Source organism: Algimonas ampicilliniresistens (assembly GCF_030159955.1).
Classification (GTDB): domain Bacteria; phylum Pseudomonadota; class Alphaproteobacteria; order Caulobacterales; family Maricaulaceae; genus Litorimonas; species Litorimonas ampicilliniresistens.
In genome coordinates, this window is the sequence record NZ_BSNK01000002.1 from 159,530 (window position 1) to 180,911 (window position 21,382).

The 21,382-nt window shown below is 61.6% G+C and carries 21 protein-coding genes; 7 read left to right on the top strand and 14 right to left on the bottom strand.

Annotated features, from left to right (window positions below):
* Positions 1-75 precede the first annotated feature (75 nt).
* From QQL54_RS08760 to QQL54_RS08815, 12 genes are all read right to left on the bottom strand, one after another.
* A complete protein-coding gene (locus tag QQL54_RS08760; protein WP_284389707.1) occupies positions 76-630 on the bottom strand; it encodes a S26 family signal peptidase in 555 nt (184 codons plus the stop codon).
* On the bottom strand, positions 624-1,061 hold the full coding sequence (locus QQL54_RS08765; protein ID WP_284389709.1) for a DUF2840 domain-containing protein: 438 nt from the start codon (positions 1,059-1,061) through the stop codon (positions 624-626). The genes QQL54_RS08760 and QQL54_RS08765 overlap by 7 nt, the downstream gene beginning before the upstream one ends.
* Positions 1,051-1,281, bottom strand: a complete 231-nt coding sequence (locus QQL54_RS08770; RefSeq protein WP_284389711.1) for a helix-turn-helix domain-containing protein — start codon at positions 1,279-1,281, stop codon at positions 1,051-1,053. The genes QQL54_RS08765 and QQL54_RS08770 overlap by 11 nt, the downstream gene beginning before the upstream one ends.
* A gap of 119 nt (positions 1,282-1,400) precedes the next feature.
* Positions 1,401-2,195, bottom strand: coding sequence for a DNA -binding domain-containing protein (locus QQL54_RS08775; RefSeq protein ID WP_284389713.1), 795 nt, complete (start codon positions 2,193-2,195; stop codon positions 1,401-1,403).
* A gap of 209 nt (positions 2,196-2,404) precedes the next feature.
* The gene (locus QQL54_RS08780; RefSeq protein WP_284389715.1) at positions 2,405-2,746 is read right to left on the bottom strand and encodes a DUF736 domain-containing protein; all 342 of its coding nucleotides are present in this window, start codon (positions 2,744-2,746) and stop codon (positions 2,405-2,407) included.
* 906 nt (positions 2,747-3,652) lie between these two features.
* Complete coding sequence (locus QQL54_RS08785) at positions 3,653-5,623, bottom strand: ParB/RepB/Spo0J family partition protein (RefSeq protein WP_284389717.1); 1,971 nt, start codon at positions 5,621-5,623, stop codon at positions 3,653-3,655.
* On the bottom strand, positions 5,620-6,267 hold the full coding sequence (locus tag QQL54_RS15540; protein ID WP_284389718.1) for a MutS N-terminal domain-containing protein: 648 nt from the start codon (positions 6,265-6,267) through the stop codon (positions 5,620-5,622). Before QQL54_RS15540 ends, QQL54_RS08785 begins: the two co-directional genes overlap by 4 nt.
* On the bottom strand, positions 6,264-6,743 hold the full coding sequence (locus tag QQL54_RS08795; RefSeq protein ID WP_284389721.1) for a hypothetical protein: 480 nt from the start codon (positions 6,741-6,743) through the stop codon (positions 6,264-6,266). Before QQL54_RS08795 ends, QQL54_RS15540 begins: the two co-directional genes overlap by 4 nt.
* Entirely contained in the window at positions 6,740-7,000 is a 261-nt protein-coding gene (locus QQL54_RS08800; RefSeq protein ID WP_284389723.1) for a hypothetical protein, read from the bottom strand. The genes QQL54_RS08795 and QQL54_RS08800 overlap by 4 nt, the downstream gene beginning before the upstream one ends.
* A 1-nt stretch (position 7,001) precedes the next feature.
* Complete coding sequence (locus tag QQL54_RS08805) at positions 7,002-7,547, bottom strand: antirestriction protein ArdA (protein WP_284389727.1); 546 nt, start codon at positions 7,545-7,547, stop codon at positions 7,002-7,004.
* 558 nt (positions 7,548-8,105) lie between these two features.
* Entirely contained in the window at positions 8,106-8,690 is a 585-nt protein-coding gene (locus QQL54_RS08810; protein WP_284389728.1) for a hypothetical protein, read from the bottom strand.
* A gap of 363 nt (positions 8,691-9,053) precedes the next feature.
* Positions 9,054-9,518 carry a hypothetical protein gene (locus tag QQL54_RS08815; protein WP_284389730.1) on the bottom strand — a complete coding sequence of 155 codons (465 nt, stop codon included), beginning with the start codon at positions 9,516-9,518 and terminating at the stop codon, positions 9,054-9,056.
* Here QQL54_RS08815 and QQL54_RS08820 point away from each other — a divergent pair.
* The gene (locus QQL54_RS08820; protein WP_284389732.1) at positions 9,517-11,064 is read left to right on the top strand and encodes a Y-family DNA polymerase; all 1,548 of its coding nucleotides are present in this window, start codon (positions 9,517-9,519) and stop codon (positions 11,062-11,064) included. The two genes, QQL54_RS08815 and QQL54_RS08820, sit on opposite strands and share 2 nt — an antisense overlap.
* Positions 11,064-14,378, top strand: coding sequence for an error-prone DNA polymerase (locus QQL54_RS08825; RefSeq protein ID WP_284389734.1), 3,315 nt, complete (start codon positions 11,064-11,066; stop codon positions 14,376-14,378). The genes QQL54_RS08820 and QQL54_RS08825 overlap by 1 nt, the downstream gene beginning before the upstream one ends.
* A gap of 131 nt (positions 14,379-14,509) precedes the next feature.
* Here QQL54_RS08825 and QQL54_RS08830 read toward each other — a convergent pair whose 3' ends face one another.
* A complete protein-coding gene (locus QQL54_RS08830) occupies positions 14,510-16,543 on the bottom strand; it encodes a heavy metal translocating P-type ATPase (protein WP_284389736.1) in 2,034 nt (677 codons plus the stop codon).
* 44 nt (positions 16,544-16,587) lie between these two features.
* The gene (locus tag QQL54_RS08835) at positions 16,588-17,244 is read right to left on the bottom strand and encodes a cation diffusion facilitator family transporter (protein ID WP_431355931.1); all 657 of its coding nucleotides are present in this window, start codon (positions 17,242-17,244) and stop codon (positions 16,588-16,590) included.
* Between the two features lie 127 nt (positions 17,245-17,371).
* Between QQL54_RS08835 and QQL54_RS08840 the strand changes: the two genes are divergently transcribed.
* The 5 genes from QQL54_RS08840 (at position 17,372) to QQL54_RS08860 (ending at position 21,373) form a co-directional block, all read left to right on the top strand.
* Complete coding sequence (locus QQL54_RS08840) at positions 17,372-17,836, top strand: MerR family transcriptional regulator (protein WP_284389738.1); 465 nt, start codon at positions 17,372-17,374, stop codon at positions 17,834-17,836.
* A gap of 45 nt (positions 17,837-17,881) precedes the next feature.
* On the top strand, positions 17,882-18,340 hold the full coding sequence (locus QQL54_RS08845; protein ID WP_284389740.1) for a hypothetical protein: 459 nt from the start codon (positions 17,882-17,884) through the stop codon (positions 18,338-18,340).
* Positions 18,341-18,389: 49 nt separating this feature from the next.
* A complete protein-coding gene (locus tag QQL54_RS08850; protein ID WP_284389742.1) occupies positions 18,390-18,764 on the top strand; it encodes a hypothetical protein in 375 nt (124 codons plus the stop codon).
* A 72-nt stretch (positions 18,765-18,836) separates the two neighbouring features.
* Positions 18,837-20,135, top strand: coding sequence for a TolC family protein (locus QQL54_RS08855; RefSeq protein ID WP_284389744.1), 1,299 nt, complete (start codon positions 18,837-18,839; stop codon positions 20,133-20,135).
* Complete coding sequence (locus QQL54_RS08860) at positions 20,132-21,373, top strand: efflux RND transporter periplasmic adaptor subunit (protein ID WP_284389745.1); 1,242 nt, start codon at positions 20,132-20,134, stop codon at positions 21,371-21,373. Before QQL54_RS08855 ends, QQL54_RS08860 begins: the two co-directional genes overlap by 4 nt.
* The last annotated feature ends 9 nt before the right edge of the window (positions 21,374-21,382 follow it).

A 21,382-nucleotide genomic window follows, 5' to 3' on the forward strand; every position in this document is an offset into this window, starting at 1 on the left:
CACTAAAAACCGATGTGCAGACAGGACTTAGTCCTGGGGTGTCGACACCCCCTTTTATCTTGCCTTCCACGCCCGTCACCCGTGCCCCGCCTTACCGACGAGCCCCTGCTGATCCGATCCCCAACGAAACTGTCCCAGATAGCGAACACGACCGAGAACATTCGAGCGCAAAACCGGGCCGAAATAGCGACTATCGAACGAGGTCTGCACATCTGTCGAAACGAGAAAGATCTGATCTTTCAAGAGCGTAAAACAGCCTCGTTTCGATGGTAGGGGCCGCCCTCGCGAGTCGTGCGACAGCACGACAAGCAGAGGGCGTCCCGACACGCTGACGCCATGTTCGTCATGGCAAACTCTCTCTCCCGAGACAGCCCAGACGGTCTTAATGAGAGGTATGTTGGGAGGGAGATAGCGTCTCTCTACGGCAAGCATTTCAGCCGCTTGAGGCGCATAGGCTGCGACAAGATCATCTCGCCTAATTTGCGCGCCCGGCTCTAATCGATACCATCCAACCGGCGCACTCGGGCTTGGATTGTAAAGCAATCTGGGAACGCTGGGACGGACGATCTGGAAGAGTGTCGCGCCACACAATACAGCAATCGAAAGCGGTGCAAGAACGCGGATCAACATAACCAGCCCTCGACGATCTGGGCGAGGTTTTTCGCTTGCAGATTGGCCAGATTGATCGCGCGCCAGCGCCGCTCAGGGAGGGATTCGGGCGCAAATTGGATCGCTTGCAGCGCGTCCAATGCCGCAAGAACGCGCCTAACGCGGGTCGTCCCTGACGCGTGCAGCCAGACGTCAGCTCCCGGATGAATACCGGGCAACGTCGTACAATGACCCTGGTCAAGTGCACGACAGATCGCGACCGACCATAGTTGTGTCCCGAACCCATTGGCCTCCCAGCGTTCATAGCCGAAGACCTGGCCGGGACGATATGCTGCAAACCGACGCTGCCAATCTTTACGAACATACCGGTCAGGCTCGCCGAAAAGAACGCGGTGATTGATGCGGTTTTTGCGAAAGTGAACTTCGACCAGCGTATACGGATCAGTCGTCATTATCGGCCCGGTCATTGGCCGGTGCGAGTATGTCGCCGACATGCTGCGAGCGCGACCACAGGTCGAGATCATCGCGGTGATAGAGCACCTTGGCCCCATGTTTCCGGAACGTCGGTCCGTCATGCCGCCACCGCATGGCGTCTAGCGTTGAGACCTTCATGCGAAGATAGATCGCCGCCTCTTCGGTCGTAAAATATGGAGTCTCGGAAGGGTTGACCATGATTTGTCCTTTCATTTCTGCAACCAATGGAAGAGTTGGGAGAAGTCTGTAAAAGGACTATATTCCTATACTTGAGCCTTTGGGCAGTGTCGAATTCTGCAATGCAATTTTCGACACCCCTAAGATGCGGCGTCTCGCAAAATATGGAGATACCCACCGCCGACAAAGGCACGCCCCCGGTCGCGCGCTCTGATTGCGCGATCTTTCAATGATCGGTTTGATGCCCAGTCCAGTGAAACTCGAGCCTCACCAAAGAGGCCAATCGCGATGTCCCTAAGACTGCCGATCCGACCCGGTTCTAACGTTTCGATGTCCCACGCAAGGAGACCTTCCAAGAGCTTGTCACGACTCGGGCGACGTGTCGTACGCAATACCTTTCGTGCATCAGACCTATGCAGAGACAAGAGTTTTCCAAAGGTCCGAAGCCGACGCGTCGCGCCAGGTCTACCGTCCAATTTGATGGAAACGCGGGCATCTTCGCCTATCGGTATGTCGCTATTGCCGACGAGTTGTATCCAGAAATCATGACCGCCCAAACGAACCATTCTCTTTCCATCGCTCGTGTCGAGAATGGTCGGCAAGCACCTGAGTGTCTTTAAAGAAAAACTGCCATCATCGTCGGGCAGAGCTACATCGAAGCGGACAGGAAGAGTGCTAGTGAGCAAGTTCGGCAACCAGAAAACCGGGGTCTCACTTGATGGAAGGTCTGGGTCTGCGAATGCAATAAGACCGAAGGTTTCCGCTTCGAGATAGGGTTTGTGCAAACGGATGTATCGGAGGCTGTCATGTCGATCACAGACTTCTGGCAGGTGTTGGCGATGTCTCGCCCATGATTGTCTGTAGGAGATATTTCTTCGCAACCCCTCCCACGCCCAAGCCGCATCCGACATGACAATCTGCTCGTCCAGCCTCATTTCTCTTGCCTCCAGACACGTATAGCGACCCCCAGCCCGCGAGGGAACAAAATAGGAACAATTTCCTAGAAAAGTAAATACGGGAATCCGATTAGACTCAGTTGCATGTTCGACTTCTGTTCAATCTAAGCGCGACTTCTTTCCAAGTAGAAACGTAGCGACCGCCCGGCGCGGAGCCGAGCGGTCTGGGTTTTGGTCGTCCCGAGAGACTAGCCTGCCGGGTTCCAGAGGATGACGTGGCGGGTCTCGTCATTCTTGACCGGCGCGATGTTGGCGTAGACCTTACGCGGTCCGATCTCCGGAGAGGCGAGGGTCAGGGAAACATATTCGCGCCCCGATGACTTCGCCGTTCTCACCCAGCCTGCCCCGATGGGAGCGCCTTGGCCGCCGGCCAGCACCCGATAGTCGGGCTGGTCTGTGCCGTCCTGCTTGAGGCCGTTCGCGACGATGCGGATAGGGGTGGACAGGGAGAGCATCGAGAGCGTGCCCTCGAAGCCTGTGTCGGTTTCAGTGATATAGCCCAGTGCATTTGCCATGGTCATTTTCTCCATAAGTTCGTCGCGAGGGCCCGATGCCCTGTTGACGAGCGACCGGCAGGGCGGCGCGGCAGGGTCGGCCACCGCTCTTCGCGGGCGGAACGAAGAGGAGCACCGGTGGAGGGTGCGACTTTGTCTCGCGAGGAATGCCGCGAAGCGGCAGGGGAAAGTCGTGCGTGGAACCGGTTGGCCGGGCCTGACGGGTCGACCAGGTCAGTCTCTTCAACAGGGCATCGGGCCCTCGCGTTAGCCTATGTCTTGTGGAGAGGATGGCTCTGGCAAATGCACTGGGCGAGCCTTCCGCCGAGACCGATTCAGGCTTTTAGGGAACGCCATCAGGTCATGCAAGGTTCTCTATCCTGATCCGTATCGTCATGAATGGCCGGGCTTATTCGATACAGCCAGCCTGACTACCGGGTGCTGGTTGGCGGCATTCTTATGGTGTTCATTGGGCGGGCTGAGTGAGACCGGCACTCTCGATCCGGCTCGAATTGCTGGCCCTTGCCTTCTCGGAGAACGGACTTTGCAGGTTCGCCATTGGGTCCATGCAGTCAACATTGGCGAGACCCGCCGTGTCATCCATTCCCTCGCGGTTGTTAAGGTAGTGACCTAAAAACAGACCGTCCGGCTCTGCGCCGGGCGGTCGCTGGATACGGTGCGGTCTGCACCTCGCGACCAGTCTTACAAAGATACTTTGATTGCAAAACCACGCTCCTAAAGCGGGCTGGATTTTGCCCGTCGGACGGACAGAGGATCTACAAGATATAAGCTGACTACCGAGCATGACGAAGGCCGTCCCTGCGGGGACGGCCTTGGCCGGAGGCGATGCGGGATTGCCGCGATCGCTCCTGTCGCTCCCAAAGGATTGGAGAATATCCTGCGGAGCGTGTGGCGTGGCTCCCTCGCGAGAGGGAGCCTATATCAAGCGGCTTTGGACTTGCCTTTGGAAGCCGTCTCACGCTGCGCTATCTCGCTGGTTTTATGCTCTGCGAGGGCTTTGGCGACCTCTGCCGCCGCCCCGGCAGGCGGGCATGTCGCCCGGTCCAGATAGTGGGTCGGCACGGTCTGCATCCAGCGCGGACGCCAGTCCGGCTGGGCCGTGTCCTTGCCGACGACATCAGGGTCGAGACGGTTGCGAAGGGCTGCTTTCTGCTTGGTTCCGGTCTCGCTGATGAGGCCATCAGCGAACCGCTTCCCACCAATGTCCTTGAGCATCGCATTGATGACGCGCTTGTCGCGTAGAATGTCGAAGAACGCATCGTCCGGCGACCAAAGTGCGGCCAAGTCCGGCTGAATGGTGGTTGCGACCGTCTCTACAATGTCTTCATCGGCGCAGAGCGTCAGGCTCATGGCCAGCGTCATGACGCGCATGACGGTTGCATCGTCTTGCGCCAGCAGGGACGCGAAGACCTCGGTAAAGGGGTTTGCGGCAAGCTGCTTTGGCTCTCCATAATATGGGTCTTCCGCTTTCAAGCCGAGCAGGTCGAAGACCGCTCGCCGTTCTTCTGCAAGACGCACCGCGCCTTGGCTCAGCGCGACACTCTCCGTTGTCCCGTCCTTCCGGCTTGTCGTTTTCTGCGGCTCCACGGTCCAGCGATACGACCCAACCAGCATATGCGTCACGGCCAGCCGCAAGGCGACGCCGGGATGATCCAGCAGGGTCGCGATCGTTGCGGCATGGCGGTGCAGACGCACATATTCCGCGACGGGTCCGCTCATTTCTGGCTTGGCCATGCTGGCCTCTGCCTTGGCGCTCGTATCGTTAGGCCGGATGATGGCGTCGATGCGCGCAATGTCCGCCTTGTGCAGCAGACCTTCGCGGATGCGCACCGAGCCGTCATGCCCGACCTCGATGAAGACCTTGCCGCCCGCGCGCCGCTCGCGGTCGCCATAGTCCCAACTGTCGAGAGATTTTCCGCGCTCCAAGATGACGACATCCGCCCATCCTTTGGCCCGCAAGGCGTCCGCCTTTTCCGCTATGGCGCGGTTCTGATGTGTCCAGAACAGGTCCGCGTCCTGAAAGTAGCCGCTGCCTTCCTCCCGACCGAACAGGTCACTGATGACGTTGCCGGGATAGTCGGACAGGTCGAACAAGGCCGCGCTCGTCGCGATGGACGCGCCGCCCGTCAGCCACTCCTTGAGGTAGCTTTCCTGTGGCGCGTAGTCCTCGCCGCGCCAGAGTTCCAGCCACGCGGCCTGCTGCTCCTTCGTCGCCATCGTCATGTAGCGCAGGCTGGTCTGGCTGATCTCCTCCGCCTCGTAGAGGGCGAGGATGTCGGCATGGACATCGGCCAAGGCCAGCACCCGCTTCACCCGCAACTCCGTCAAGCCGAAGGTGACCGCGATGGACTTGGCCGTCTCTCCCGCACCCGCCAACGCCTTGAAGGCGGCGAGTTGTTCCAGTTCGGTCGAGGGCAGCCGCGCCACGTTCTCCAAGAGCGAGGCTTCCAGCGCGGCGAGGTCGTCACCGGACTGCATGACGAGGCAGGGTGCGGTGACAACCTCGCCCGTCTCTTGCGCCTTGCGCCGCAGCGCGAATAGGCGGCGGCGTCCGGCAACCACGCCGTACCCCTTGTCCTCCTTGCGCACGAGCAGCGACTGGTTGACGCCGGACGCGAGAACGCTCGGATAGATGTCGGCAATGTCCGGCGCGTCCGCGCCGTGTCGCATGTTCAGCTTGGACACGTGCAGCTTGGCCACGTCGATGACCTGCACGGCCTCGACCGTCGCGGGTCGGGATGGGGCGGGCAGACGCTTGGGCGGCTCACCCGTCGTCGTCTTGGGTTTGGGGTGCGCCGCTTTTCCGGGCTTCGTCTTGGCCGTCTTCGGGGCACTCTTTGAGGCAGTCTTCGCCGCTTTCTGCGGGCGTATCTTCACTTGCTGGGCGGTCATGGTCGTTCTCCTTGGGTGAGTTGGTCGATGAGGTCGCACAGGTCCATCTGCGCACGGCCGACCTCATCGAAGAGTCCGTGGTCGCAGGATTTCTGCTCCGCCGCCGGGTTCCGGCGCGGGCGCATGGGTTGCTGGGTCAGGGCGGTCAGCCGCTCGCCAAGCGTGACGGGACGGACGCCGTGGACGAGCGTCTGTTCTCCGACCTCGGTCGGCTCCGACCGCAAGGCCGCAGGCGTTGGATCGCATGGGGTCCGGGCGTCCGCGTCCGGTATGACAAGCTGGACGATCTCGCGCCGCGCCGGGCGGCGCAGCCCGCGCTGGCGCACGGCCTCCGGGTCTTCCGTCACTTCGGCAATGGCGACGCGGTGGCCCGCTTTCAACAGCCGAGCGATGTAGGCTTCCGACGCGTGAACCGGGATGCCCGCCATTGGGATGGGCTTCCCGTCATGCTTGCCGCGCTTGGTCAGCGCGATGCCGAGCGTCGCCGCCATCGCTTTCGCATCCTCGAAGAATACTTCGTAGAAGTCGCCCATCCGGTAGAGCAGCAGCGTGTCGGCTCCGGCGTCCGCCTTGATGCGCAAATATTGGCGCATCATCGGGGTCGGTTGGGCGGGGTCCGCCGCCAAAGTCGCGGCGCGGGTCATGCCGCAGCCTCGGCGTCGGTGTAGCCGCATCCCGCGCATAGGCGCGCCAGCGCCGCGCGGGCCGTCTCAAGCGCTTCCGGCAGAAGTTGGTTGGCGACCTCCGACAGATAGGCATTGTCGCTATCGGGATAGTTCGCCTCGATGCCCCAGAGGCTGGCGGCGTGGTCATCCAGCGTGACGCCCGCGCGGGACACGCAAACGACAATCCCGCAATAGAACCACTCGTCCGCCTCCCATGCCTCCATGACGCTCTTGGCTCTCGCCATGGTGGTCTCTAGGTCGGCGTGGGTCTTGCCCGCGCCGATATATCCGGCGTCTTGCGGGTCCAATGTCGGCCAGAATCCATCTTGGCGTTTGTCCGGGGCATCAGGGATGTCGTCGCGTACGATGCGAGCCGTCACGGTAAACCCATCCGCCTCGGTGGTGATGACGTCGCCTTCGCAGACATAGGCGTCGAAGCTCTCGCGGAAGGTCATGTCGTTGCCCTCGGAGAGGGCGAGAGCTTTACGAAGACGGGTTCCAAACCCGATTTGTGGCTGCTTCCGAACAGGGACAGACCCATGAATGGGTCGCGCGTGAGGTTTTCAGCGCAGACCGTGCGGTCATACCCGTCCGGGTGCAGGACGATGTCGCCAACCCGGACTTCCGAGATATGCTTTGCTTTGTATCCGTCCGGGCATTTGGCTTCTTTCCAGACGCGCGAGTCTGTGCATTCGCTCTTTGGGAGGGACATCCTAGCGTCCTCCGAAGACGTGGACTTCGGCATGGCCCGTCTGGACGGTGAACACGTCGCCGTTGATCTCCATGTCTCGGCCCATCGCCGCATAGTCGATGTAGTGCCGAAGGCTCTCCGGGACGGCTGGGCCGCACTCGGCGGTCAATTCCTCGGCATAGTCCGCAAGACTCTCATACGCGCCGCAATAGTCCTCGAACGCTTTGCGCGCGTCGTTTAAGTCCTGACCGAAGTGCTCCAGTACCTTCGCGCCCAACGCGCCGCGTTCCTCGATAAAGGCCGCGATTTCCGCGACGCTCTCGAAGCTCTGATATTCCTCGATGCGCGCACCCTCGAACCCGGCATGGTCGTGGATGGCCCATTCTTCCGCCCCCGGCTCCGGACTGGCCGCGAGCATGGCGCTGGTGTCCGCGCGCATCTCGTAGGAATCCTCTGCCCAAATCCAGCGACCGTGCAGAGTGCCGCCATTGTAGCTGGCCAGACACGCCACATAGATGGCCGGGCGCTCGCCGCCGGGGTGGGCGGGTTCGCGCTCGGACTCTCCCATCAATGGCCCGCCCGTGGCTGGCGCGCCCGCGCCAGAGGGGAGAGGCATAGGGGGCGCGCCAGCGCCGCCGCCGCAAGGCGGCAACTCCGGGGTCTCGGAAAGCGGGTCGGTGTGGGATCGTGGGGCCATGTCGCATCCTTCTCTGTCCCGCCCCGCGCAGTTTCCCCCGGCAGGCGGGGGTGGGCGGCGAAGAGGCAGGTCAGGCGCGGGGCATCAGGGCGGGGCGCAAGGGCACAGGTAGGCAGGCACGGACATACGAAACAACGTTCAGTCCCGACGCCCTTGCGCGCCGACCGCCCCGTGCCATCCCTGCCGGTCGCCCACCCCCGTCTGCCGAGGGAAACCCACTCAAAAGAGCCGGCGCGTCAGCGCCGTCCGCATGGCTGTCAATGTTGAGACGATTGCGGTCGGGATCTGTGCCGCATCAGCGGCCCCTTGAGCCGGGCCGATGCCCGGCGCGCCATGGGATGAAAGCCCGGAGGGCGGAGACAAGCGAAGCGCAGGCTCCGTTCACGCGAGCCCGGTCGCGCGGTACGCGCGAGGCGCCAGATGTTTTAGCTACTGCTGCAGCTCGCTCTGAGGGATCCAGCCGCCGGACGTGAGGACCATGTCTGTCGCAACCTCGCGCGGCTCACCCTGGATCCACGGAAGATAATCCGTCCCCGCAAAAACATCTGCGGCCCAAGGCTCAATATCGGTCAGTGCTGTTATGAAGCGAACGTTCGACACGGTCGATCCAAAGGTTTCCGTCGGCTCCGTGAAGCCAATGATCCCGGTTACCTCGATGTCTGCAAAGCAAAGGTTCGGGGCCCCCTCCGAGCTTTGCCCATTTTTCAGATAGGGCCGGATCGCATCGGTCAGGCTGTAATTCAAGCCGATGCCGTCTTGGCGGCGCGTGAGCAGGCCCTGCTCCACGAGAGCGTCCAGCTGTGGATTTGGACGGATGGACGGGGCTTGAGCGATCACACCGTCCCGCGGACGTGTGCCGATTTGCGAACAGGCTTTCCGGTCTACGTAGCTGTCACGAAGCGCTTGTAGAAAAACATCGTCCGAGACTTTGTCGTCGGGCCCACCGCTACATGACACGATCAGCAAAGAGAAAAGCGAAACGGACACAATGCCGAGAGATGTGGTTCGCATCATGCGACCTCCATTCGTCCCAGCTCAGTCAATCTTGTTCACATGCGAGCGTAAGGTCAACCTCGCTGTCTATCTCTCACATGAAAACGAAGAGATCCGGGATGTCTCAGGAGCTGAACATACCCACAGCCTAGTTAGGATAAAATTCCTGTTTTGCTTGACGAGCTCGCTTTAATGAGAACAAAGCACGAACTTATGTCAACCCTGCAGGACATAAGATCACATGTCGGCCTTGTTTCCGGACAGGACTTCCCGGCCAATGAAGACAGCATCCGGCTGGACTCCGCCGAGCCGATCGCCGCTGCCCGCGTCCACGAAGTGACGGGGTCTCTTCGCACATCCTTGGCCCTCGCCGTCATTGCAAAGTCAACGGGACGGATCTTCTGGGTTGCGATCGGAGGCCGGTCTCGATCCCTCCGCGCCCGGGGCCTTCGCCCCTATGGCGACCCGGCGCACCTCATTCTCGTCGAGACCGCCAATCGCGACGAGACCCTCTGGGCGGCCGAGCAAGCCTTGCGCTGCCGCGGGGCGGGCGCGGTCATCATCGACATCGACAAGGGACCGGACCTGTCCGAGAGCCGACGCCTCCAGATCGCCGCACAAGTCGGCGGCGGGATCGGCCTCGTCCTCATCCGACGCCATGCGCAGTCCTCGGCCTGCCAGACCCGATGGCATTGCGAGAGCGAAGAGGGGTCTGGGTCCGACTGGGTGTGGAGCCTGACCCGCAACAAGCGCGGCCGCCCGCGCGCCTGGTCCGTGCGGGGCGACCCGCCCGAACATCTCGTCCACCCGCCCGATCTCTGCCCTTCCTTGGAAACCCCACCCATCCATGCGCCCATCCGTTTCACGACGCACCCTCGCTCTCTGGTTTCCGGAGCTGCCGCTTGATCGATGGCGGCGGCGCGAGGATCCGCGCCTCTGGGGCCCGTTTGCCGTGACGCGCAAGACCGGCAATGTGGACCGCATTGTCTGCGCCAATGATCACGCACGCAAAGCCCGATTCCAACCGGGCGACACGGTCGCGGACGCCTATGCCGTCTGTCCCGACCTGCTGACAGAGCCGCAGGACGATATGCGTGAGTCCCGGCTCTTGGGCGCGCTCCACATCTGGGCGGACCGCTACTCGCCGCGCATCGCACTCGATCCGCCCGACGGACTTCTCCTCGACGTCACTGGCTGCGCGCATTTGTTCGACGGCGAGCAGCAGATGGCCAAACTCATCCTGAGGGAGACGGAAGACCTGACGGTCGTGACCCGGATCGGCATTGCGAACACGCTCCGGGCGGCGCGCGGGTTTGCGCGGCACGGTGCCTCAACGATCACCATAACAGATCCAGACCGCGAGCATGCCCAAGTCGATGATTTGCCCGTCACCGCCTTGGATCTGAAGACGTCTATCGAGACCGACCTGCGTCGACTTGGCGTCACCACGATCGGCGAGCTACGGCGATTCAAGTCCGCCGAGCTGGCTCGGCGCTTTTCCGTCCATTTGACGAGCGCGCTGGATGAGTTGCGCGGCCATACCCACGACGCGGTCGTTCCTAGCGCTGTCGTCCCGACCTTCGCCGCCAACATGACACTGCCTGAGCCCATCGGCCGCCTTGAAGACGTGACCGGCATTTTGGAACGGTTGGCCGAGCGCGTTTGCCAGAAGCTTTGCGACAAGGGTTACACGGCGCGGGGTTTCCGGCTGACGGTCCGCTGTGTCGATACGGGCGACCATCATCTGTCTGTCGGCTTTGCCAGTCCGACCCGGACCGTCACGCCGGTCCTGCGCCAGTTCGCACGGCCACTAGATCAGCTCAAAATCGAGTTCGGCGCAGACTGGATGCGGCTGCTCGCGCTCGACACCGGCCTTTTCAACCCACACCAAATCGAGGCGGGCAATGCCGCCCAGGCGCAGCAGGAGGCCGTCGACCAGACGCTGACCACGCTCGGCAACCGGATCGGCTTCGACCGGCTGCACACGCCGCGCCCCGGACCGGGCCATACGCCGGAGCGCGAGATGATGTTCGGCCCGGCCGTCGATGCGCTCGACTGGGCACCGCCCACGGACCTGACAGCCTATCCCCGCCCCGAAATCGCCTTCGCACCCGAGCGCGTGCGGGTCGACCAACCCGGTCGCGCGCCCTATGCTTTTACCTGGCGGCAGGACAGCTACCGCGTCGTTAAGGTCAAGGGCCCAGAACGGATCAGCCCGGTGAACTGGGACGACCCAAACACCAAGTTCGAAGCCCGGGTGCGCGACTATTGGCGGGCTCGGACCGAGTGCGGCCGCCTCTTCTGGTTGATGGTCTTTCCTCGGCACCCGGACGATGGATGCTATGTCTGCGGCGAGTTCCTGCGCGAGCCCCGCCTTTCCCTGCTTCTCGCCTAATGAGCTATGTCGAGCTCGACATCACGACCAACTTCACCTTCCTGAGGGGTGCGAGCCACCCAGCGGAACTGGTCGAGCGCGCCCGCGAGATCGGCCTGCGCGCAATTGGAGTTGCCGACCGCAACTCGCTCTCCGGCATCGTCCGGGCCTACTCGGCCGCAAGGGACATCGGTCTCGACTTCCGCGTTGGCTCGCGCCTCGTGACAAGCTGCGGGGCGGAAGTGCTTGCCTATCCCAAAACACGGCCGGGTTACGCCAAGCTCGCGCGCCTGCTCACGCTCGGAAAGCGCCGCGCGGAGAAAGGCGGCTGTCGGCTGGAGATGGCCGACGTGTTGGACGGCCTCTCGGAGACCGTCGTCATCCTGAAGGACCCGATCCGGTCGCAAGCACATATCGACCCGCTCAAGGCGACGTTCGGCACCGACCTCTATCTTGGCCTGTCTCCCTACTATGACGGCTGGGACGAAGACCGCTTTTGCATCATCGCCCAGTTGGCAACGATTAAGGCCGTGCCCCTCGTCGCGCTGGGCAATGTGCTGATGCACCGAGGCAATCGCCGTCTTCTGGCCGATACGCTCACCGCCATCCGTTTAAAGCGGACCGTCGACCAGCTCGGCCAGCACGCCCTGTTGAACGGCGAACGCCGCCTGCGCTCCGAGCTGGAGATGCGACAACTCTTCGCGGACTATCCCGAAGCCCTGCTCAACACGCTGCGCATCGCGGACACCTGCACCTTTCGGCTGGACGAGCTGGAATACCAATATCCGGACGAGGTGCTGAACGGCATCGATCCGGACACGCGGCTCCGCCAACTGACCGAAGAGGGGTTGCGTGGGCGCTATCCGGGCGGGGTGCCGCTCAAGGTGCGGGCCGTGGTCGAGAAGGAACTCGCGCTCGTCGCCAAACTTGGCTACGCGCCCTACTTCCTGACCGTCCAGGACATTGTCGGCTACGCCAGCGGGGATGGCATCCTCTGTCAGGGTCGCGGCTCGGCCGCCAACTCAGTCGTCTGCTTTGCTCTCGGCATCACCCATGCCAGCCCCGACCTCATCAACATGGTGTTCGAGCGGTTCATCTCCGATGTGCGTGGCGAGCCACCCGACATCGATGTCGACTTCGAGCATGAGCGGCGCGAAGAGGTCTACCAGTATGTGTTCGGCAAGTTCGGCCGTCACCGCGCGGCGATCTGCTCGACCGTGCGCCATTACCGGTCTCGCTCGGCTTTGGGTGAAGTCGGCAAGGCGCTAGGTCTTTCAGAAGACAGTATTCGCGCCTTTTCGTCCAAGATCTGGGGTTGGCGCGATGGCGGCCTGACACCGGAGCGTGCCGCCTATGCCGGGCTCGACCCGAACGCCCGCCGTATCGCTCTGACGCTTCAACTCGCCAACCAACTGATCGGCTTTCCGCGGCACCTGTCCCAACACTCGGGCGGGCTGGTCATCACCAATGGCCGTCTGGACGAACTCTGCCCGATCGAGAATGCGGCGATGGCGGACCGGACCATCATCGAGTGGGACAAGAATGACATCGACGTGATGGGCATGATGAAGATTGATGTCCTCTCGCTCGGCATGCTGACCTGCGTCCGCAAGGGGTTCGAACTGCTGCGCCGCTGGAAGGGTATCGATCTCGATATGTCGAACGTGCCGCAGGAAGACCCCGCCACCTACGACATGATCTGCTTAGCGGACACGCTCGGGGTCTTTCAGATCGAAAGCCGCGCGCAGATGCAGTTCCTGCCCAGGATGCGACCGCGCACCTTCTACGACCTCATCATCGAAGTCGCCATCATCCGGCCCGGCCCGATCCAGGGCGACATGGTCCATCCCTACCTCAAGCGCAGACGCGGCGAAGAACCGGTCAAGTATGCGAGCGAAGCTTTGCGCCCGGCATTGGAGAAGACGCTCGGCATCCCGCTCTTCCAGGAGCAGGCCATGGAGATCGCGTCCATTGCCGCCGGCTTCTCGGCGAGCGAAGCCGACCACTTGCGCCGGAGCTTGGCCTCCTCATCGGGTCCAGGGCGCATCCAGATCCATAGGGAGCGTTTCATCCAGGGCTGCCTCGACAACGGGTACGAACAAGACTTCGCAGAACGTGTCTTCCGACAGCTGGAAGGCTTTTCCGGCTATGGGTTCCCGCAGTCTCATGCCGCCAGCTTCGCGCTAATCGTCTATGTGTCCTGCTATCTGAAGTGTCACCATCCGGAAGTGTTTGGCTGCGCCTTGCTGAACAGTCAGCCGATGGGGTTCTACGCGCCCGCCCAGATCGTGCAGGACATGCAGCGCCACGGTGTGGAAGTCCGCCCTCCCTGCGTGGAAGCCAGCTTCTGGGACTGCACGCTGGAGCCGGACGGCAACGGCAAGCTCGCCGTCCGGCTCGGTCTCCGCCAGATCAAGGGTCTGCCCGAGGAGGAAGCCAAATGGCTGACGGCCTGCCGGGGGAATGGCTACCGCTCAGTCGATGCCGTCTGGCGTCGTGCGGGCCTGTCCTACCGCGCCCTCAACAAGCTGGCGCAGGCCGATGCGTTTGCGGGCTACGGCCTCAACCGCCGCGAGGCGCTCTGGCAGGTCAAGGCGCTGCCGCGCGGCGGCCCGCTGCCGCTCTTTTCGGACGTTGGGGAAGGTCTACCGACCGGCGAGGTCGCGTTTGCGATCCTGACCGAAGCGCAGCAGGTCTATGCCGACTATGTTTCCAAGCGTCTGACGCTGCGCACCCATCCAGTCGAACTGCTCGGCAAGCAGCTCGGCAACCGCATTCAAACCCAACATCTCCGCGACTACCCGGACGGGCGTCCCATCACAGTCTGCGGTCTCGTCGTCTGCCGCCAGCGTCCAGGCACGGCGTCCGGCGTCGTCTTCCTAACGCTGGAGGACGAGGCGGGCACGTCAAACATCATCGTCTGGGGCAATGGCGTTTTCCCGAAGTTCCGGGCCGAAGTCATGGCGGGGCGGCTGCTGCGCGTGTCCGGCACGTTCCAGCGTGAGGGCATCGTCACCAACGTCATCGCGGATCACATTGAGGACCTGTCATTCCTGCTGGATGGCATGGCGGGCGGCGCTGAAGCCGAACCCATCTACCCAGCGCATGATAATGCAGACCACGTCCGGTCACCGGTCCAGACATCGACCTCGATCGCGCGCGACAAGGCCGCCTCGCATGTGCCTAAGCCCGTCAAGGCTGATCCCCTCGGTGCGGACCCGAGGACGGACCGGTCAAAGGACCGGAAGGACGTGACGGCCTACTATGCGCATGGGGCCAGTCGTCATCCGCGCAGCCAAGCAGCGAAACTATTTCCGAGCCGGGATTTTAGATGATGGCACGTAACTTTAATAAAATGTTGAAACCTTCACACAACATAACCTGCATTACGTTGCATGAAACCGAACTAAACGGCGCTTTTAAAGACGCAAAAATAGTCGTTCTAAGACCTTATAGTTTTGCGTGCCTAACTTGGATCTCGATAAGCCAGCAAGCGAAGGGCATTGAACACCACGATCAACGTTGATCCTTCGTGAATTAGCACGGCTGGACCAATACGCAGGCCGAGCAATGTCGCCGGAATCAGAAATGCAACGATCCCTAGACTTGCCCACAAATTTTGACGGATGATGCGGCTTGTCGCACGGCTAAGCCCGACGGCAAAAGGCAGTGTTTCGAGGTCGTCGGCCATCAGCGCAATGTCGGCGGTCTCCAGAGCCACGTCCGAGCCTGCCGCGCCCATGGCAATGCCGACTGTCGCATTGGCCATGGCGGGGGCATCGTTCACCCCGTCCCCGACCATAGCGACACCTTGCTCGGAACTGAGCGTCTTGATCTTGGTGACCTTGTCGTCCGGCATCAGATCGCCAAAGGCAGTATCCAGCCCGACGTCGCGGGCCACGGCATCGGCGACGTTTTGGTTGTCGCCGGAAATCATCATCATCCGCTTGATGCCCAGCTCGCGCAGTTTCGCGATGACGGGCTTTGACGCTTCCCGAGGCGTGTCCATAAGACCGATGGCACCCAGATAGCGGTCACCTTGCCGCACGATCATGGTCGTGCGTCCATTTTCCGACAGACGCTCGACGCTCGCCCGCAAGTCCTTGGGCAGAGGCAATCCCGACACTTCCGAGAAGAGGGCGGCCTTGCCGATATGCACAGTCTGTCCTTCGAATTCGGCCGTGACACCGCGGCCCGTAATGCTCCCGAAGCCGGACGCCGTATCAGGAATGGACGGCAGACGGTCCGCCGCGTCTCTCACCACGGCCTGTGCGAGCGGGTGATCGGACAAAGTTTCAACGGCCGCGCTGACACGCAGGAGCTCTTCCTCCGTCACGCCGCCATAGGGCTGTATGTCGGTCAGGCGCGGTTCGCCTTCGGTCAGGGTTCCAGTCTTGTCGAAGGCTATGGCATCGAGCTTGCCGAGCGACTCCAAAGGCGCGCCGCCCTTGATGAGAACGCCGCCGCGCGCGGCTCGGGCCACGCCGGAGAGAATGGCACTCGGGGTTGCGATCGCGAGCGCGCACGGGCTCGCCGCGACCAGCACGGCCATGGCGCGGTAGAAGCTCTCGGACGGCGTTTCGTCCAGCACGAGGAAGGATAGCGCGACCAGAATGGCCAGCACGATGACGGACGGCACGAAGACGCGCTCGAACTTTTTAGTGAAGCTCTGCGTCGGGGACTGCCGTGTTTCGGCCTCGCTGACCATCTGCACGACGCGCGCGAGCGCGGTCTCTCCCGCCAGACGGGTCACCTGAATATCGAGGCTGCCCGCGCCGTTGATGGACCCGGCGAAGACGCGGCTATCATTGGACACGGTGTCGGGATTGGCGGCGGCCAGCGCGGCATCGGAGACGGGCTGCTTGTCGACGGGTGCGCTCTCGCCCGTGATCGGGGCCTGGTTCACGGCGCTCTCGCCGCGCACGACGAAACCGTCGGCTGGCAGGCGTTCATTAGACCTCACTACAACGATGTCGCCGATGATAAGTTCGTCGATTGGTACTATCAGTGATTCCGTGCCGCGGCGCACAAGGGCTTCGTCAGGAGCAAGATCAGCCAGAGCCGTGATGGCGTTGCGGGCGCGTGTCATGGCAAAGTTTTCCAGAGCGTGGCCGATGGCGAAGAGGAAGAGCAGAAACGCGCCCTCCGCCCATTCGCCGAGTATGGCCGCGCCTGTCGCCGCGACCAACATGAGGAAGTCGATCTGGAACCGGCCCTGAAAGACGCTGCCCAGGGCTTCGCGCAAGGCGTAATAGCCGCCGAAGAAATAGGCGGCCAGAAGAGCGCCAAAAGCGATGGGCTCGCCCAGACCGAATTTGGGCCCGAGCCAGCCGACGAGCAGGAACATGCCCGCCAGAACCGCGAAGATGACCTCCGCGCGCGGACCGAGAATGCGGCTGATTATGTCGTCATGATTGTGGCCGTCACCCGACCCGTGGGCTTTGCCCTCTCCATGGTCATGGTCGTGGTCGTGGTCGTCCGCCGTGTGTTCAGCCCCCATGGGAATCCTGACTTTATTCAGAGCTCGTAAGAGCCGCATTTACATTATTTTCGAAGACCATCCGTGATGGAGGTGTGAGTTGTCTGCGCGTCTTCGTGCATGTCGCCATGAGCGTCGCGTAGGATTTCGATCCCGCCGTAGAGCGCAATCCCGGCCACGGCGAGACCGACGACAAGATCGGGCCAGTTGGCTCCAGTGAACATGACGACGATCCCTGCGAGGAGAATACCGCCATTGGCGACGAAGTCGTTGAAGCTGAAGGTGGTGGCGGCTCGAAGATTGACGTCGCGGTTTTGAAGTCTCTTCAGCAAGACCAAGCTAATGAGGTTCACAATGCCTGCCACGGCCGCCATGGCCATCATCATGATCCCGACAGGCTCGGAGCCTTCGAGGAAACGCCGGATTGCGTCGACGATGACGCCTGCGGAGAAGACCAGAAGCATGATACCGGACAGGCGCGCTGCGCCGCGTTTCCAGACGCGGGACCGCGTGAGGGCCAGCAGGCTCAGCGCATAGACAGCGGCATCGGATGTATTGTCGAGGCCGTTCGCGAAGAGCGCATTCGAGTCCCCGATAAACCCAGTAATAAAGAAGCCAATGGCAATGGCGACGTTAAGCCAGAGCACAATCCAGAGCGTCTTGCGCTTCTCGGGCGTATCGATGTCTATGACTTCACCACTCACAACGATCACTTTCGGCAAAATATATTTAAGAGCAGAGACTTAACGACACTTGCCGCATTCGGTTGCGAGCCAGCCTATAAGTCGGGTTGACCGTCCTGTGCGCTGCTAGCATCTACAGTCGCTGTAGATGCAAGAAGGAATTTGAATGAAGCCGCTCACAATCGGAAAGGTCGCCTTGGCGACCGGGGTCAAGGTCACGACGATCCGCTATTACGAGTCGATCGGGTTGCTGGCCGAGCCCGGCAGGTCGGAGAGCGGTCAACGACAGTATGGCGACGATGCCATAGAGAGGCTGAAATTCATTCGGCACGCGCGGGAACTCGGTTTTGCCGTTCCTTCCATTCGCGATCTCATCGACATGCAAAGCAATGCCGAGGGTCGTTGCGACAGTGCGGACGCTGTCGCGCAGAAGACACTCGCAAAGATCAGGAGTCGATTGGCGCGTCTGAAAGCGCTCGAAGCGGAGTTGGAAAGGATGACGACGCAATGCTCGGGAACTTCGGTGAAGACCTGCAACATCCTCCAAGTTCTCAGCGATCATTCCCTATGCGCCGATGAGGTCCATGTCCGGCCCATCGACCTCGACGATACGAACTTCAGCGGACTTTAATTTTTCTCTTGCCCCTACAGCCGCTAGAGAGATTAGCGTCGGGGCATGAAGGATAAAACCGCCTCGCGCTTAAACCTATTTTCCGGTGCCCTCATGGCTTTGGGACTAACCGGCTGCGCCTCATTAGTCGGCCAAAACCAGACGCTGGCCAGCGAAAGCGACCTCTCCCCCGCTGGCGCTTGGGTCAGCAGCGAGGACAAGTCCGACTGCATGACGCAACCCATCACATACTTTGCGTCGGATGGAACCGTTCTGGTTTTTCTAAGCAAGAACGGCGACATCCATTCCTTCGGTCAATGGCGTGTTGCTGGAGACACTTTGTCGATGACGCACAATGATTTTCCTCTCGATGCGACCGGGATGTCCAATGCGGCGGTCAAGTTGGACATCCTACAGCTCGATGGCAGGACATTCACCACGCGCAACGGCGAAGGTGAAGTCCGCTTCCGCACTCGATGCAGCAACATCGAACTCGATCCCATTGACGCCCATACCGGGCACTGACGCTGACGGATGGTTTAGTGAGCAATTTCGTGTATAGTCCCAGCTGAGTATGCGTTGGCACGACTTCATACGATCGGCAAAGCTTTGGATTGCCCTCTCCCTATCCTCTCTTATGAGTTTTGGGGCGATGGCGTCTGAACTCCACATGTCCGACGTCCCGGAAGCGACCTGCGAGGATGGCGAGGTCTGGGAAAACGAGATTTTGCCACCCTCGTCCGCAATCGAACAACCGACCGACGTGGACCATCAGCGCGCCCATAATCATCACCGACATTCCTGTGGATCCTGCCACGTCCACATCGTCAGTCATATGGATGCGGAGCACTATCTCGCACCAATAAGTGCGCCCAACTTCCTCTTCGGGCCCAATTACGCAGCCCCGCGCAAGGGCCTTCAGGGCCTCTTCCGCCCCCCTCGAGACTAATCTGACTTCGGCACGGCGTATCTTTACGCTGTTCGCCCCCGTTTTCAGATCAGACTCAAGGATTCTCTACTCATGTCCAAGTTCCGCATGGGCGCAGCCTGCGTCCTGTTGGCGGTTGCCTCACCGGGATTGGCACTCGCGTCCATCTGTGACGCGACGCCGACCCAGAGGCCGCCAACGAACATACTCGCCAACCAGCCACTCACCCTGCAACAGGCTTTAACCGAAGTCCGGGCCGCCTCACCCGCCGTGCGCCAGATGGTTATGGAAGCTCGTGCGCTCACGGCCGAGGCCGATCAAGCGGGTCGAAGGCTCAATCCCTCCATCGGCTTCGAGATCGAAAATTTCGCAGGATCCGGTGCTTTGAGCGGGTTCGATCAAAACGAATCCACTATCAGCCTCGAACAGACGATCGAGCTCGGCGGGAAACGACGAAAGCGACAACAAGCCGCCCAGGCCAATCGGTCCCTCGGTCTCGCGGAATGCGAGGTCATACTGCGCGATGCAATGCTTGCGACAGCGCTGACCTATTACGAGCTCGTCGCAGCCCAAGAGCTTTCCCAACTTGCTGAAGACGCCGCAAACCTTGCGCACTCATTGGCAAATACGGTCGAAAAGCGCGTCGATGCCGGCGCCGCAGCTCCACCGGAACTATCCCGGGCCACAGCCGATGCCGCTTCGCTACAGGCAGCCGCCGTCGCTGCTCATGCCCGGGTTGAGATACTTAAGTATGACCTCGCATCCCTCTGGGGCAGCGCCAGCCCCGCTTTTGCTGCGCCGACGGCCGGGTTTCCGCCCATGAACGGCCAGCTCATAAATCAGGCCAATGCTAGCGATCACCCTTTGACGGCGTTTGCCCAGGCCGCCGAGGAAGCGCGTGAGGCGGAACGCGTTTCACGGCTCGCTGACGGGCTGCCGGATGTAACCGTCAATGCCGGTTTCAGGCGGTTCGAGGAAAGCAATGACAATGCGTTCGTCCTCGGCTTCAGCGTCCCGCTGCCGATATTCGATCGGAACCGGGACGCCGCGCGGGCGTCGGAATTCAGACGAGATGCCGCGCGCATCAACGCAGTGGCAATCGACGCCCGACTTCGATTACGTGAATCCGCAGCCCGTCAACGCGTTGTTGCGGCAATAGACCGCCTCCGTGTGTTCGAAACCGACGCGCTACCCGCCGCGCGCGAGGCCTATGACGCCTCCGTTGCTGGCTACACGGCCGGACGGTTCGACCTCACGACAACACTTAACGCCCGACAGGGTCTGATCGAGGCGGAAACCGGCAGGATTGAAGCCTTGCGAGATCTCGCTGCGGCCACGGCCCAACTCCAGAGTCTGATCGGCCTCCCCCCTTTCCAAGGTGCAACCCAATGAAGAACGCTCTTTACCTAACCACGACCTTCAGCCTGATCCTGTTTCTGTCAGGGTGCGGAGCGCCGGACATGTCGTCGGATGTGCCAGCCTCAGAACGGCAGCAATCAACCCAACATGACGAAGATCATGATGACCATGAGGAGCATGATGAAGCGGGTTCCGAACCCGAGACCGTCATTCTCGATCAACAGTCGATCGAGGCGGCCGGGATCGTCGTTGCCACCGCCACGACAGCAGCCTTGACGCAAGTCCTTTCCCTGCCCGCCGAAATCCGTTTCGATGCGGACCGGATCGCCAACGTCTCTCCAAAGGTCAGCGGCATTATCGAACGCCTCTATGCGGGTGAAGGCGACCCGGTCGGCAGGGGCAACAGGCTTGCCCTCATCAAGAGCCGAGAATTGGCCAGCCTGAAGGCACGGTGGCAGACCGAGACGACACGCGAAAACCTGGCCGCGACCTCGCTCGCGCGCGAAGAGAGGCTTTTCGCAGACAAGATTACGTCAGAGGCCGATCTGCAACGTGCTCGTGCCGACCTCGAAGCCGCAAAAGCCGCCAGCGCGGCGGCAGAAAACGAGCTTCACGCCGCTGGTGTCAGCCACGCGGCTTTGGAAGGCATTGGCCGAGCCGCCGACGGCGATAATGCCAACGCCTTTCTGACGGCGCCCATTTCAGGGCGTGTCGTACGGCGATCGGTGGCGCTCGGTGAAACCGTGTCGGCGGGTGACGCGAGCGCCACTCCTCTTTTCACCATTGTCGATGAGAGTGTCGTCTGGGCCGATATCGCCGTCTTCAAGGACGACCTTGGCCGCGTCAGAGTCGACGCGCCGGTTACGCTTCGTGACCAGGGTGGAAGCGTGCTGGCGGTCTCGACCATCAACTTCGTCCTTCCCGTCATCGATGAAACATCGAGAACCGCAACGGCCCGCATCGTCATCGAGAATGCGGACGGAGAGTTGCGGCCGGGTCAGTTCGTCACCGCCGATATTTCGACGGCTCAGACAGTAGCCGTTGTACGGATTCCGGAGGCGGCCGTGCAGACCGTGGAGGGAACGGTGTCGGTGTTCGTACCCTATGAGGGCGGTTTCAGGCCGTTGCCCGTCGAGACGGGTCAGCGGGCGAACGGGCAGATTGAAATCCGCTCCGGGCTGAATTCCGGGGACCGCTACGTCTCCGCCGGCTCCTTCACGCTGAAAGCGCAACTCGAAAAAGACGCCTTCGGTGGCGACCACGACCACTAAGGGTATTTC

Coding starts and splice junctions, on each gene's coding strand:
- QQL54_RS08840 (WP_284389738.1), top strand. CDS start 17,372: ATGAAGCCGCTCACAATCGGAAAGGTCGCCTTGGCGACCGGGGTCAAG.
- QQL54_RS08815 (WP_284389730.1), bottom strand. CDS start 9,518: ATGGATGGGTGGGGTTTCCAAGGAAGGGCAGAGATCGGGCGGGTGGAC.
- QQL54_RS08800 (WP_284389723.1), bottom strand. CDS start 7,000: ATGTCCCTCCCAAAGAGCGAATGCACAGACTCGCGCGTCTGGAAAGAA.
- QQL54_RS15540 (WP_284389718.1), bottom strand. CDS start 6,267: ATGACCCGCGCCGCGACTTTGGCGGCGGACCCCGCCCAACCGACCCCG.
- QQL54_RS08860 (WP_284389745.1), top strand. CDS start 20,132: ATGAAGAACGCTCTTTACCTAACCACGACCTTCAGCCTGATCCTGTTT.
- QQL54_RS08780 (WP_284389715.1), bottom strand. CDS start 2,746: ATGGAGAAAATGACCATGGCAAATGCACTGGGCTATATCACTGAAACC.
- QQL54_RS08855 (WP_284389744.1), top strand. CDS start 18,837: ATGTCCAAGTTCCGCATGGGCGCAGCCTGCGTCCTGTTGGCGGTTGCC.
- QQL54_RS08765 (WP_284389709.1), bottom strand. CDS start 1,061: ATGACGACTGATCCGTATACGCTGGTCGAAGTTCACTTTCGCAAAAAC.
- QQL54_RS08830 (WP_284389736.1), bottom strand. CDS start 16,543: ATGGGGGCTGAACACACGGCGGACGACCACGACCACGACCATGACCAT.
- QQL54_RS08825 (WP_284389734.1), top strand. CDS start 11,064: ATGAGCTATGTCGAGCTCGACATCACGACCAACTTCACCTTCCTGAGG.
- QQL54_RS08760 (WP_284389707.1), bottom strand. CDS start 630: ATGTTGATCCGCGTTCTTGCACCGCTTTCGATTGCTGTATTGTGTGGC.
- QQL54_RS08805 (WP_284389727.1), bottom strand. CDS start 7,547: ATGGGAGAGTCCGAGCGCGAACCCGCCCACCCCGGCGGCGAGCGCCCG.
- QQL54_RS08850 (WP_284389742.1), top strand. CDS start 18,390: ATGCGTTGGCACGACTTCATACGATCGGCAAAGCTTTGGATTGCCCTC.
- QQL54_RS08845 (WP_284389740.1), top strand. CDS start 17,882: ATGAAGGATAAAACCGCCTCGCGCTTAAACCTATTTTCCGGTGCCCTC.
- QQL54_RS08820 (WP_284389732.1), top strand. CDS start 9,517: ATGCGCCCATCCGTTTCACGACGCACCCTCGCTCTCTGGTTTCCGGAG.
- QQL54_RS08785 (WP_284389717.1), bottom strand. CDS start 5,623: ATGACCGCCCAGCAAGTGAAGATACGCCCGCAGAAAGCGGCGAAGACT.
- QQL54_RS08775 (WP_284389713.1), bottom strand. CDS start 2,195: ATGAGGCTGGACGAGCAGATTGTCATGTCGGATGCGGCTTGGGCGTGG.
- QQL54_RS08795 (WP_284389721.1), bottom strand. CDS start 6,743: ATGACCTTCCGCGAGAGCTTCGACGCCTATGTCTGCGAAGGCGACGTC.
- QQL54_RS08770 (WP_284389711.1), bottom strand. CDS start 1,281: ATGGTCAACCCTTCCGAGACTCCATATTTTACGACCGAAGAGGCGGCG.
- QQL54_RS08810 (WP_284389728.1), bottom strand. CDS start 8,690: ATGATGCGAACCACATCTCTCGGCATTGTGTCCGTTTCGCTTTTCTCT.